The sequence below is a fragment of the Leptotrichia hongkongensis genome, assembly GCF_007990635.1.
Taxonomy (GTDB): Bacteria; Fusobacteriota; Fusobacteriia; order Fusobacteriales; family Leptotrichiaceae; genus Leptotrichia; species Leptotrichia hongkongensis.
In genome coordinates this window covers 1085803-1098677 of sequence record NZ_AP019846.1, presented here as the reverse complement: position 1 = coordinate 1098677, position 12875 = coordinate 1085803, and the positions used below count along the sequence as shown (strand labels likewise).

Here is a 12875-nt window from a genome sequence, read left to right as displayed (position 1 = left end):
TAAAAATTATTTTAATCAAATTTATTTTGTAACCTTTTCTTTGTAATGACTATCATTATTATCTTTTAAAAGCAAGTAATAAATAATAGCCAAAATAGCAATAACAATTCTCATAATTGCAGTAACATTTCCGTCAAAATCAAGCCATATCATTATAGAAACTATAAAATTTATAACTGATACAATTATCAAAAATATATTTCTTCTGCTTGCAGCAATAAAACCAAATACTATTGATGAAAAAATAAACAAGACTCTCGTTCCACCAACAAGCCAAACATAAGAGTTTACAGTTGAAACTGTATCATTAATATATGGCGAACTTTGCAAGATTACACGTGAAATATCTACACAAATTAAACTTATTATGAATATTGAAAAACAGATTATCAAATCTCTTATATCTTTTTTTACTTCTTTTTCTGCTATTTCTTTTTTATCATCAAATTTAATATCTTTATTTTCTAGATAAAAAACAGAATAAAATAGCATAATCCAAAAAATCACTTCCATTACACCAAGCCAAGTTGATATTTGAAAAAGCTTGTCATTTGTGTATTCATTGAAAACAGAATTATAAAAACTGTGATTTGCAAGTATATAGAAAAAAGATACTATTATTGCTACTACTTTTTTATAATAGAAAAACATAATTTATTCTCCTGAAAATTTGTTTATCCAGCTCAAATAATTTGAATCTGTAATGTTTAAAGCCTCTATATTTGCTTGAAAATTAACATCATCATCATATATTTTAAATATAATTGGTGCGAGTATTTTTAACGTCTGTGTCTCAAAAATACCATGAATATTCATACTATAAATAAGAGGTTTCTGAAATTTTAATAATTGACTGTTAGTCTGTTTTATTTCGTATAAAAGTGCTAATAAATTGATTTTCTTTAAATCATTGTTTCTATCTTCAAGCACTACATCAATTTGATCTGAAAGCAGTTTTTTATATCGCCAAGATTGATGCTCCTTGTGAGCCTTGCTTTGTATCAAGAATTTCATTTTAGGCGAAAATAAAATCAAATTATCCAAATTTTTTTCATATTTTATTGAAAAATCTCTTTCAAAGAAAGTGCTGACAGCTTTTAATAAATCATTTTGAACACTATAAATATTATTTCCATCATAAATTTTATTAATCAAAATAGATTTTTGTTCATTAAATGTGTCATAAAGGTATATTTCAATCTCATATTTTTCTACACTTGGCATTTTTAAAATATTTCCTGCCAAAACAAAATTCAAATTATTATTCTGCTTTCTTATAAGTTTCATATAATCTGTACTATATCGTTTTTTAGATATAAACAAACTTTCTTTATTGTAAGCAATTGCTAACTGATAATTTAAATTTGTTTTATAATGCAGATTTTCATTTAAATGTAAAGGCAATGAAACTGCTAAATTTTCAGCCAGTTCTGATTTCTCACCTATTGATGTAAATGTCAGAATAAGAATATTGGGCTTCACACGTCTACTTTGATTTAGCATAAATTCAGGATGATTAAACTCATAATACCAGATAGGCTTGTTTGTTGAAAAAAAGTGAGTTACAGTATTTTCTTCTGTATTCCAAGTTTCAGCCTTTATTTTTAATTTCCAAAAATAATCTTCATAATACATAAACTTTTTATAGTGTTCAATCCAAGGGAATTTAGATGTAAATTTACAAAGCTCCAGTCCTTCCTTATACATATCTTTTATTTTATAATATTTCAAAACATTTAAAGCAGTATAAGCATTGTGTTTTTCTGGGTTATAATATGCCAGTACATACTGCTTGAACTCATCATAAAGTTCATTTAAAATATAAATACTTGATGTAATATACATTACTTCAGCATTATAACCAGATTCTTTCAAAGCATTTATCAAAAAATAATTTCCACTTTCCTTATTACCTTTTTTAAAGTAAACTATGGCCTGCTTCATTTTTGCACGCCAATTTCCTGATATTTCAGAAAGTTTTTCAAGTTTGTTCTCATATTCTTCATTACTTCTATTTTTTACAATATCAAAATATTTTTTAAATGCTATTGATGAATTTGGGTTAATTTCAATTGCTTCATAATATTTTTTTTCTGCTTCAGCTGACTTGCCACAAAGCTCTAATGCTTCAGCATAGGCTACACAAAGTCCTTCAGTCAAATTATTGATATTTAGATTTTTTTCATATAGTTCGACAGCATTCTGGCATGATCCTGTCTTTATATGATAAGTTCCAAGTAAAATCAGTTTTCTCTCAAAATTTTCATCAGTTGCATAAAATCTTAATACTGCTTCTTTTACCTCTGGATAAACCCCTTTTGAAAATGCATCTTGAATTATTGGATATAATCCATCCATATTACTCCAATTTTTCCTTATAGCTGGATATGATTTTTTTTCAATCCAGTCTTTTTTGGGCATTTTAAATTCTTTTCCGAACTCATCATAGTAGGAAATATCTTTAAAGTCATCTGAGTAATTACCACTTTCAATCATTTCGGATTCATTATTTACAATATCATAGATTGGTCTTCTAATCTGCTGATTATTGACGTTATTATTTATATTAACTTCTTGATTTACTGTCTTTTTATTTCTTTTTTATCAGAAGATTTAAAAAATTAAAAATCCCCATACATCCTCCTATCTAAAAAGTAATCTTTATAACTTATTTTATTATAGTTATAAAATTGTCACAGTAATAGTATAGCATAATTTACTTATTTTTGTTATATTTTTTAAAATTTTTCTATTCAATTTTAAAATAATCCAAAAGATACTTATTATATTTTAAATCTAACTTTAAAAATTAAGTAAAGCTCAAATTTTGTTAGAAAAACAATCTCTTTCAGATTTAATTTTACAGTAAAACTAGTTTAAAACAGAACTCAAAAATTATGACTATTTTATTCAAACCCTAAATTCTATAATTTCTATCAGTTCAAATTTAAGTGGGTTCGAGTATATAATAAAAATAAAAAGTGAGATTATTAAAAATCTCACAATTAAAAAGTTTTTATTTTTCATTATTTTCATCTAAAAATTATTAGAGATTTGACTATTTCTCAAATCAATTTCTTCTTTATCTTTAAAATTATATTTGCTGTCTTTTCCTTCGTTTTTTAAATAGTTATTTTCAACATTCAAAAATACTACAATATTAAAAATTTCCATATATACTATGACAATAGCAGCAATAATTGTAAAAAGAAAGAAAAATCCTAATATAATAAATCCATTTCTTTGATTGCTCAAAATAAATACTGCTGATACGATTCCAATTAAAGATGGTATTCCTACAATTAAATTAGGTACGATTACTTTATATCTATTTCCTTTGGATAGTTCCAAGCTATAATTAGCAGAGTCTTTAAGCCCAAGATTACGAATATAGTATGCTTCAAAAAAATATAATAAAGCCCATATAGTTACAATGCTTCCTATAAATGAAGATATTTTTTCGGCAAATATAGAAATCACGCTTAAAACTAATACTACTCCTAATAATTTTAAAACTTTTATGTAAAGTTTCCCTAAATTTAAATTATTTGTATTATTTTCTAATTTAAAAGCTACTTTTCTAAAAAAATATCCTTTAAAAAAAGGTGATCCTATATTAAAAATTAAATACACAATACTCATAAATGCAAGAATCAGTTTAGTTACAATATCATAATATTCATATATTTCTGCTTCTCCAATAATTTGTTCTCCAATTACTATAACGCCGGATACTACTCCAATCAATGTAATTAAGAATGAAAAAAACATCAATAGTTTATTCTCTTTCAAAAGTATCTTAAATACACTAAATGCTACCCTAAAATATTCTGAAATATCAAGTTTTACCCCTAATATTTCTTTTCTTACATTTTCTAAATCCATAAGTCTATCTTCCTTTCTCTAATTAAAATTTTCTAATTTCTCTTTCTCTTCAGCCTGTCTTTTCAAATAATCATACTCCACATTTAAAAATATTACCGTATTCATTATTATTCCTGCAATTCCTAATATACTTGAAATAAATCCGCATACTACAGCAATTAGAAATACAACATACGATGGCATAAAAACAAATAACTTAGTTGAAAATGGCAATACGAACACAAGATTTATCGCTGTAATAATAAGTGTCGGTATCAATATTCTCAATCTATTTTTTTTAGATAATGCCAAATTATATTTAAAAGCTTCTAAAACTTTTATATTTCTTATATATAAAGTTTGCATGAAATAAAGAATATTTAGAGCTACAACTATCACTATTATAAAATACATTCCAAGCATAATATATTCAAGAAATCTTGAATTAAAATTTTTTGTAATTGAAGAAAAAATTATTACCATCACTATCATAATCGCTATTATGACTCCAATTACAATACAAAACAATAAATATATCCCAATAAATGTTAAATATTTAAAAAATACATTCCTAAATTTATACTCATTTTCCCGACCTTCAATTTTATAAGCTGCTTTTGTATAAATTACACCTATCAATAAGCCTAAACAAAGGGATACCAAAAGAATACCTGAAAATATCAAAAGTGCTGAAACAACTGCTTCTAAAATAGCCTCCCTATCCTCAACTTGACCTGCAATTTGCATTTTTATAAGAATATTTTGCACTGTAGCATTAGAAAAAAATGTCCATATATTTCCAATAGCAAGCAAACTAGCACATAATTTATTTTCTTTTAAAAATATTTTCAAAATTTCAAATGTTTTTTTGAAATATTCTACCATTTTTAATTTTTTATCAAATAATTCTCTTTGTAAATTTTCAAAATCCATAATTTTAATTCTCCTTTCAAAATTTATTGTAAATTTTTATCCTGTTTTTTCAAATAATTATATTCCACATTCAAAAATACTATAACTGCTATTGTTATCATAAAGATAAGTAAAAAACTTGAAATGATACCAAAGATTACTGATAGCGGATATGCTACAAATAATGGCAGTTCAAAAATTTCTAGTGAAAATATTGTAAAAGGCATTAGCAAAAAATAATTTAAAATTCCAAATAAATCTGATAAAAATGGAATTTTTACAATAAAATCTAAAATTGCAAGAATAATAACAGGAGTTAAAATTCTTAACTTATTATTTTTAGATATTTGTAAATTATACTGAAATGCTTTAGAAAATGACATATTTCTTATGTAGTATGCTTGAATAAAATATGCCACTTTCGATAAAAGAAATAATATTAATAACGTTAACGGTATTATCAAAATTCCCTTTATTACAAGCAGTATTGTTATTGCAGCTGTATCACTAATACCCCCTCCTGAACCAATCATCCATATAAGGATAAAATTAGCCCAGCCTAAAACAATTAATATTCTAAAGAAAATAGCTAAAATTGCAGTACATATTCCAAATATAATCAAATATTTAGTAACTATATTTTTTAAATCGTATTCTTTAGTATTTTCAATTCTTTGTGCAACTTTTGTAATCAGAACTGCATAAAACAATCCAATATAAACTACAATCAAAAACATCATTATTAGTACCAAAAAATTGTCATTTGAAATTGCTCTTATAACAATACTATTAAGAAATAACAGAAAAATATTTGCAACTAAAAAGAATATCGTCCATAGTTTATTTTCCTTCACAAATACTTTCAAAACATCAAATGCTATTCTAAAATATTCTCCCATTTGCAATTTTCTTTTGGATAATTCATTTTGTAAATTCTGTATCTTCATTTTTAATTACTCCTTTATTATTTTTTAGATTTATTACAATCCCTGCTTTTCCAAGTAATCGTATTCTACATTCAAAAAAATTATAACTCCCATTACTAATATAAATATTCCTAAAAAGCTTGAAATAATTCCAGCTATTGCAGATATCGGGAAAATTATAATTAGTGGTATCTTGTCAAAAAGACGTAAAAAAAATGGTACTCTAAGGATAGCATTTAATAATACAAAAACAATAATCGGAATAATTGCTCTCATTCTATTTCCCTTAGATATTTCTAAATTATACTGGAGCACATCAAATATCATCATTTTTCGAATACAGTAAATTTGTATAAAATAAAGAAACATTATTACCACAAAGACAATTATGGCGATTATTATGATTCCAGCTATTACTATTCCTACAAGACTGGCTTTAGAATACAGCAATATAATTGCGGCTGGAAGAATTAAAAAGCCACCTAACATACTAACTATAAAATACACTAAAGTAAGCATCAAAAATTTGAGAAATAGTTTCTTAAATGTAAATTCATCTTCTCTATTCTCAATTTTAAATCCCATCTTCATAATCACTGCCGTATAAAATAAATTGCTGTAAACTGGTGCGACTGTATTTAACATTGAAATTAAATATCTAAAAGAATTATACAGTCTCACATAACTTTCTGAAGTTAATTTTTTCTCAAATGCTGCGCAAAACAGCATCCAAATGTTTGCAATTATAAAAAATATTGTCCATAGCTTATTTTCTTTTAAAAATACTTTTACGACATCTTTTGATTTTTTTAAATATTCTGTTAGATTTAACTTTTTCTCTATCAATTCATCTTGCAAATTTTGAAAATCCATATTTCCCCTCCATAATCAATCAAAAATAATATTAACTGTTGTTAAAATCTATATATTCTAAGTTCAAATAAACAAGGTTACTCACCATTGTTCCTAAAACTGTATAAAGAAGTCCTGCTATTCCTCCAAAAACAGCATTAACAGTCATTAGCGTAACCTGATTTTTTATTGTAGCTTCAAATAACCAGCCTAAAAAATAATTAATACCTACAAATACAGTAAAAATTGTTAATAATACAGTCAGCATCCGTATTCTGTTCCCTTTGCTTATATAAAAGTTATATTTGAATGCTTCGATTATATTTATTTTTCTTAGATAGTACGCCTCCTCGAAATATAAAAGATTTAGCTGTAAAATAATCCATAAGATTAAAAATGAAAGTGTCGATCTTGTAAATACTGTAATTATAATTCCCAATATTATCAAAAATACTTGTAATACTATGTTTACAAATGTTATAGTTAAAAATTTTACAATAGTTTCACCTATACTAAACTCATTTTCCCGCTCTTCAACTTCCAAGCCCATTTTTTTTCTTATAACAGCCGAAATAAATCGAATAATTAAATAGACTATAATAAAGCATAATATAAACAGCATCACTTCAGACGTTAGCTCATTAAATTCTTTACTTTTTACAAACTCATTAGAATTAATTTTTGCACTTCCATATTTTTTTACAATTTTATCCATTACCACCATTATTTCTGCCCCTTGAAATATTACAACAACTCCAAGAAAAAATGAAAACAGGAAATGAAAAAATAGCAGTATTGGATGTTTTTTTGAAAACACTTTCAAAGCATTAAAACCATTGCTAAAATATTCCCATGTAGAAAAATATCTGTTTTTTAAATCATTTCTTAATTTATTAAAATCCATCAGGACTCCTCTCTTTTCTATTTTTATATCAAAAATTATAGCATACTTTATTTATTTTTAAAAACTTTTTTTACAGTAAAACTATTCTAAAATTTATAAGTATTCCCCTAAAATTCTAATTTGTCTTAATTTTTTATATCACTATTATAATTTAGAATTTTCTAAAAAAAATAATTATTTCTCTAAGAAAAATATAATTATTTTTTGTTATAATAAAATTAGTGCTTAAAGTTTAAAAAGGAGGAAAAATTATTATGTTAAAATCATTAAAAAAATCAACAATCATTCTATTTTCATGTATATCTCTAACTTCATTAGCAGCTGCAATTCCAAACGTTTCTGCAAAAAGAAGCAGTGAATATTCTGCTCAGTCTTCACATGCGTTAAGTTCGCCATATAGCACTGTTGCTGATGTCGCTATTTCTGGAAACATTGCGACTGTAAAAGAAAGTGGACAGCCATTTACTGGAATTTATGTTGAATTTGGCGAAATTGGAAATGCTCAAGTTGTTAGAAATTATCAAAATGGTACATTAAACGGGCCTATGTTCATGTATTATCAAAATGGAAATTTACAAAAAGTTGTAAATTATACAAATGGTATAAGAGAAGGTGAAGATATTGACTTTTATGGAAATGGAAATTCTAAAACTATACGGAATTACAAAAATGGTATGTTAAACGGAAACAGTTTTGACTTTGATGAATTTGGACGTTTAACATCATCTCTTGAATATGTGAATAATACTAAAAATGGAAAAGAGATAAAAATTTCAAACGGAATTGTTACAAACGAAAATAATTACGTAAACGGACAATTAAACGGTGAAGCAAAATCATATTATTCTAACGGTACTGTTCGTTCAAACGGAAATTACTCGCGTAATTTTAGAAATGGACAATGGACTTGGAACTATGATAATGGTAAGAAAAAATTAATTGAGAATTATCAAAATGGTATAATTACAGAGATTCTTGGATATTCAAGAAATGGATCAAAAGAACGTGAAATGAAACTTGTAAATGGAAATGGAAATTTCACGCAGTATTACGACAACGGAAAAATCAAGGTTCAAGGTTCTTTAAGAAATTACAAGGCTTATGGAAACTGGAATTTCTATAATAAAGATGGATATTTAACTGATACACAAGGATTTTATTAAAAAGACTTGATTTATTTTGATTTTAAAGGTATAATATTTATGTAACAGGTGTTTTAAAGGAGAATAAAAGAAAAAAATTTACTTAGAAAAGTGGTGTTAATTATGAAAAAACTATTATTCGCTTTAATGCTTTTTGTAAATATTTTAGGATTTTCAGCATTAAAAAATGGTATTTATTCTGTTGAAAAAAGATATGACGGTAACTGGACTTCATTCGTAAAAATAACAGTTAAGGATGGAAAAATAATCGGTGCCCAATACGACAGAAAAAATCAAAGAGGTGAATTGTTTTCAATGAGCCAAAATTCTTTTAGAGATGTAGCTTTTGAAATTTCAAGAAATCTTATAAATTCTCAAAATGTAAGTTCTGTAACAGGAAAAGATGCAAAAGCAGTATCAGAATTTAAAGAAATGTCAAACTTTTTAATTAATAAAGCCAATAATGGTGAAACTGGAAATTTTAAAATGTAGTAAATATTTACAATTAGAATCTTAATTTTTCAAAATTAAAAAGCTAATATAACAAAAAAGGAGTTATCCTCATTAATCTGTGAGACTACTCCTTTTTTCTTAATTATTTTCTTCTAAAAATTTTAAAAATTTCCGTATTTTTCTGTCTTTTTCATCTTCCACTAATTTTACTTCAAGAAATTTTCCAATATTTTTATAATCTATAGCTTCTTTTTCAAATTCTTTTGAATAATCAACTTTTTTCAAATACAATATCTGTCTTTCTGGAACATAAAAGTATTTTCTATTATATGGCAATATAAAAATATAAAATACATCTTTACTGCCTATTTTCCATTTCCATCCGATTAAATGTCTTTTAAAGTTAAAACGATATAGCCTAACTGTCTCATTAAGTGAAAATCCATAATTCATTGCGTAAAGTTTTCTTTTGAAATCAAAATCCTGAACAAACCAGAAATTATATTTTCGATTTTCTTTTACAAGCCTAATTCTCTCATCTTTTAGAAAATAAATTAAACTTCCTGCATAAATTGAAATTATAAAAATAAAAATACTTATAACTATACTTTTTCTTTTCCTGTAGTAAGCTCTTACTTTCCAAAATAACTCTTCTAAAAATCTAATATATCGTATATCATTTTTCTCACCTAAATGCAGTTTTAACTATTCCACATCATAAATAAATGAATAGTTTTGTTTCACATCTTTACTTAAACTTCTGCCAACTACACACATTTCTTCTACTGATTTTTCAGCTTTTTCTCTTACTTCCTGACTGTATTCCTTTTTTAGATGAAATGCAATATTGATTTCTGTAACTTTAAAAGTTGTTAAATCGACTTTTTTCGCAACTTCTGCATAGCAATTTTGAAAATTCTGGTTATTAGACTCTAATTTTATTGATAAAACTGTCATAGCACATGAAGCTACAGATGCAGCGAGAAGTTCTGACGGAGAAAGCATTTCGCCATTACGGTCTGTCAAAATAATCTCGCTATTTCTGTTATTTTCTATTTTCATTCTGAAATTTTTGTCGTATTTTACTATCATTTTATCCATTTTTATCCTTCAATTATCTTAAATTCTATTTTAAAGCATTTAATCCTGCTAAATTCAAGAAGTTCCAAGGCTTGTTATAGTGAGGCTGGAAGAAGAAGTCTACAAATGCCAATTCTTCTACAGTCATTTTATTTTGAATGCATACTGACAATGTATTAATTGATTGTGTTAAATCAATTTTAGAAGTTAACTGTGCTCCTAAAATTCTTCTGCTATTTTTTTCAAATACCACTTTTAATGTTACTTTTTCATAAGTTGGCATAAATTCAGGACGATAGTTGTCAACTGCAATTACGCTTTCAACCTCTACTCCTTCCTGTTTTGCAATTTCCTCTGTTAATCCAGTTGCAGCCATATTGTTTTCGTAAATTTTAATTCCTGAAGTACCCTGTGTCCCAAGATGTCTAACTTTATTTTCAAGCAAGTTTATAGCTGCTAATGTTCCCATTCTTACAGCATTAGTTGCAAGCGGAATATATCTTTCTCTTTGTAGCGGATTATAGAATACTGAACAGCAGTCTCCTGCAGCCATAACATCTTTATTACTTGTTCTCATATATTCGTCAACTTTAATCGCTCCATTTGGAAGCATTTCAAGCTGTCCTTTAAACAATGAAGTGCTTGGCAGGAATCCAACGCACATAATTACCATATCAGCTTCATATTCATTTTTATCAGTAATTACTTTTGTTACATTTCCATTGCTTCCTTCAAATTTAACAACTTTTTCTCCAGTTGCAATTACAATTCCTCTATGTTTAAACGATTCTTCGGCAACATCTGTAAATTCCTTGTCAAAATATTTGCTCAAAACTCTTTCTTCTGCATCTACTAGCACAACTTCTTTTCCATTATCCCTAAATGCTTCAACAAGTTCCACTCCAATGTATCCTGCTCCAACAACAATAATTTTTTGTGAATGTTTTGCTCTTTCAATAATTTCATTTGAATGATTGTAATTTTTACAAAGCAAGATATTATTTAAATCAATTCCTTCGATTGGTGGAATAATAGGCCAAGAACCAGATGTAATGATTAATTTGTCAAAAGTTTCATTAAATTCAATTCCAGTTTCCAAATTCACAACTCTTATTTTTTTACCTTCAATATCGACATTCTTCACTTCATGTCTCATTCTAGTGTCAACGTTTAATTCTCTTAATTTTTCAGGTGAACAGTAAAACAGCCCTTGGGGATCTTTTACAACTCCTCCTACATATAAAGCAATCCCGCAAGACAAGAATGAAATATTGTCATTTCTTTCAAATACTGTTATCTCCGCATCAGGATTTGTCTTTCTTAAATTTAAAATTGCCGCTGTACCAGCGTGTGTACATCCAATTACAACTACTTTCATCTATTTCCTCTCCTTCATAATATTCATATTTTAATTTTTAAATAAATTTATAATAATCACTAATTCAAATTATTTTTTTCTCAATCTATTTAATTATACTACATTTTAAAAAAAAATCAATAGTGTTTTGAAATTTTTACAAATTTATATTTAAATAAACTGTTATAAGCAAAAAAGGATGTTTCAGAATTTATTTTCCAAAACACCCCATTTTACAAATGTAATTTACTATTAAAAATCTACTACAAATTTATAATTAATCAAAAGCAGTTTGTATTTAATTACAATTTTAGTCATATAATTTATATTTATACTGTAAATCTAAAGTATATCGAATTTAAAATATTTTTTACAATATTCCTTGATATTTTATACCTTTCCAGTACACATTATTTACAATTACAGCTTCTTCTGGAAGATTAACATCTTTTAATGCCCATTTTTTAAATTCTTCAAAACCTGTTCTGTCAACAATGTAACCAATATGTTCTTTTGGAAGACTTCTATCGATGTATTTATCAACATATTCGTAAGTATTTTTTATTATTTTTATTATTGATTCCTCATCTGCCCAGAATAACCAGTCTTCTGCCAATCTTGGATTTTGTTTTCCACTTCTTCCCATTATTGCAAGTTTATAATACTTTTTAGGAGATCTTGTCCATGCTCCTGTTGGGCAGTTCAGTACACATTCTCCACAACCAATACATCTTTGGTGATCTCTTACAGGTTTATAGTTTTTATATGAAATTGCTCCTGTTGAAAGCTTTTTACACTTTCTTTCACACATTCCGCAGGAAACACATTTAGATTCGTCAAGTTCAGGTTTTGCCATTCCAATTATTCCAAAATCATGCATCCTAACTTTTTGACAATCATTTGGACAACCTGTTAATGCTACTTTAAAGTGAAAATCATGTGGGAATATTGCTTTTTCGATTTTTTTTGCAAATTCTGTCGTATTATAGGCAGCTTTTGGACACACTTTGTTTCCAATACAAGCGGCAATATTTCTCGTACCAGCTGCAGCATATCCTTTATCCTTATCCTTATAATTAATTTCCAGTTTTTCCATAATTGGCTGCACCATCTTGTTTACTTTTTCAATATCATTCCAAGAAATTCCTAACACTTCAAAACCTTGACGAGTTGTAATATGAACATTTCCATCTCCATAAGTATTAGCTATTTTTGCAACCATTTCCATTATTTCCCCAGTAATTGCTCCTCCTGGCACTCTCACACGCAATGCGGTTTTAGATCTATCCTTTGTTACCCTGAATGCGTTTTTGGTAACAATTTTTCTATTTATATCCATGCTCATTGTTTTTACCTCTTCTTTTGTTTTTTCTTAAAATTCATTC

The 12875-nt window shown here is 26.5% G+C and carries 13 protein-coding genes; 2 read left to right on the top strand and 11 right to left on the bottom strand.

What is annotated here, in order from left to right:
• Nucleotides 1–21 precede the first annotated feature (21 nt).
• From FVE75_RS05290 to FVE75_RS05260, 7 genes are all read right to left on the bottom strand, one after another.
• The gene (locus FVE75_RS05290) at nt 22–651 is read right to left on the bottom strand and encodes a hypothetical protein (protein WP_147005560.1); all 630 of its coding nucleotides are present in this window, start codon (nt 649–651) and stop codon (nt 22–24) included.
• A gap of 3 nt (nt 652–654) precedes the next feature.
• Nucleotides 655–2496 carry a tetratricopeptide repeat protein gene (locus tag FVE75_RS05285; protein WP_232052653.1) on the bottom strand — a complete coding sequence of 614 codons (1842 nt, stop codon included), beginning with the start codon at nt 2494–2496 and terminating at the stop codon, nt 655–657.
• A 540-nt stretch (nt 2497–3036) separates the two neighbouring features.
• Nucleotides 3037–3885 carry a hypothetical protein gene (locus tag FVE75_RS05280; RefSeq protein ID WP_147005559.1) on the bottom strand — a complete coding sequence of 283 codons (849 nt, stop codon included), beginning with the start codon at nt 3883–3885 and terminating at the stop codon, nt 3037–3039.
• Nucleotides 3886–3903: 18 nt separating this feature from the next.
• A complete protein-coding gene (locus FVE75_RS05275; RefSeq protein ID WP_147005558.1) occupies nt 3904–4797 on the bottom strand; it encodes a PEX28-32 family peroxisomal membrane protein in 894 nt (297 codons plus the stop codon).
• 23 nt (nt 4798–4820) lie between these two features.
• Complete coding sequence (locus FVE75_RS05270) at nt 4821–5723, bottom strand: hypothetical protein (RefSeq protein WP_147005557.1); 903 nt, start codon at nt 5721–5723, stop codon at nt 4821–4823.
• Nucleotides 5724–5756: 33 nt separating this feature from the next.
• On the bottom strand, nt 5757–6575 hold the full coding sequence (locus tag FVE75_RS05265) for a hypothetical protein (protein WP_147005556.1): 819 nt from the start codon (nt 6573–6575) through the stop codon (nt 5757–5759).
• A gap of 31 nt (nt 6576–6606) precedes the next feature.
• Nucleotides 6607–7458, bottom strand: a complete 852-nt coding sequence (locus FVE75_RS05260; RefSeq protein WP_147005555.1) for a hypothetical protein — start codon at nt 7456–7458, stop codon at nt 6607–6609.
• Nucleotides 7459–7712: 254 nt separating this feature from the next.
• Here FVE75_RS05260 and FVE75_RS05255 point away from each other — a divergent pair, with 254 nt between their 5' ends.
• Complete coding sequence (locus FVE75_RS05255; protein WP_147005554.1) at nt 7713–8621, top strand: toxin-antitoxin system YwqK family antitoxin; 909 nt, start codon at nt 7713–7715, stop codon at nt 8619–8621.
• A 102-nt stretch (nt 8622–8723) separates the two neighbouring features.
• Nucleotides 8724–9092 carry a pheromone cAD1 o protein gene (locus FVE75_RS05250; RefSeq protein WP_147005553.1) on the top strand — a complete coding sequence of 123 codons (369 nt, stop codon included), beginning with the start codon at nt 8724–8726 and terminating at the stop codon, nt 9090–9092.
• Nucleotides 9093–9191: 99 nt separating this feature from the next.
• Here FVE75_RS05250 and FVE75_RS11350 read toward each other — a convergent pair whose 3' ends face one another.
• The 4 genes from FVE75_RS11350 to asrC all read right to left on the bottom strand — a co-directional run bounded on the left by FVE75_RS11350 (nt 9192) and on the right by asrC (nt 12835).
• The gene (locus FVE75_RS11350; protein ID WP_232052652.1) at nt 9192–9506 is read right to left on the bottom strand and encodes a hypothetical protein; all 315 of its coding nucleotides are present in this window, start codon (nt 9504–9506) and stop codon (nt 9192–9194) included.
• A 252-nt stretch (nt 9507–9758) separates the two neighbouring features.
• Entirely contained in the window at nt 9759–10154 is a 396-nt protein-coding gene (locus FVE75_RS05240; protein ID WP_147005552.1) for an OsmC family protein, read from the bottom strand.
• Between the two features lie 25 nt (nt 10155–10179).
• Nucleotides 10180–11511, bottom strand: a complete 1332-nt coding sequence (locus FVE75_RS05235; protein WP_147005551.1) for an FAD-dependent oxidoreductase — start codon at nt 11509–11511, stop codon at nt 10180–10182.
• Between the two features lie 349 nt (nt 11512–11860).
• The gene (asrC, locus tag FVE75_RS05230; RefSeq protein WP_039901675.1) at nt 11861–12835 is read right to left on the bottom strand and encodes a sulfite reductase subunit C; all 975 of its coding nucleotides are present in this window, start codon (nt 12833–12835) and stop codon (nt 11861–11863) included.
• Nucleotides 12836–12875 lie beyond the last annotated feature (40 nt).

What these genes read in the sequence shown, in the direction of transcription:
- FVE75_RS05270 (WP_147005557.1), bottom strand. Translation starts at nt 5,723, where the DNA reads ATGAAGATACAGAATTTACAAAATGAATTATCCAAAAGAAAATTGCAA.
- FVE75_RS05265 (WP_147005556.1), bottom strand. Translation starts at nt 6,575, where the DNA reads ATGGATTTTCAAAATTTGCAAGATGAATTGATAGAGAAAAAGTTAAAT.
- FVE75_RS05285 (WP_232052653.1), bottom strand. Translation starts at nt 2,496, where the DNA reads ATGATTGAAAGTGGTAATTACTCAGATGACTTTAAAGATATTTCCTAC.
- FVE75_RS05260 (WP_147005555.1), bottom strand. Translation starts at nt 7,458, where the DNA reads ATGGATTTTAATAAATTAAGAAATGATTTAAAAAACAGATATTTTTCT.
- FVE75_RS05250 (WP_147005553.1), top strand. Translation starts at nt 8,724, where the DNA reads ATGAAAAAACTATTATTCGCTTTAATGCTTTTTGTAAATATTTTAGGA.
- FVE75_RS05255 (WP_147005554.1), top strand. Translation starts at nt 7,713, where the DNA reads ATGTTAAAATCATTAAAAAAATCAACAATCATTCTATTTTCATGTATA.
- FVE75_RS05275 (WP_147005558.1), bottom strand. Translation starts at nt 4,797, where the DNA reads ATGGATTTTGAAAATTTACAAAGAGAATTATTTGATAAAAAATTAAAA.
- FVE75_RS05235 (WP_147005551.1), bottom strand. Translation starts at nt 11,511, where the DNA reads ATGAAAGTAGTTGTAATTGGATGTACACACGCTGGTACAGCGGCAATT.
- FVE75_RS11350 (WP_232052652.1), bottom strand. Translation starts at nt 9,506, where the DNA reads ATGAATTATGGATTTTCACTTAATGAGACAGTTAGGCTATATCGTTTT.
- asrC (WP_039901675.1), bottom strand. Translation starts at nt 12,835, where the DNA reads ATGAGCATGGATATAAATAGAAAAATTGTTACCAAAAACGCATTCAGG.
- FVE75_RS05240 (WP_147005552.1), bottom strand. Translation starts at nt 10,154, where the DNA reads ATGGATAAAATGATAGTAAAATACGACAAAAATTTCAGAATGAAAATA.
- FVE75_RS05280 (WP_147005559.1), bottom strand. Translation starts at nt 3,885, where the DNA reads ATGGATTTAGAAAATGTAAGAAAAGAAATATTAGGGGTAAAACTTGAT.
- FVE75_RS05290 (WP_147005560.1), bottom strand. Translation starts at nt 651, where the DNA reads ATGTTTTTCTATTATAAAAAAGTAGTAGCAATAATAGTATCTTTTTTC.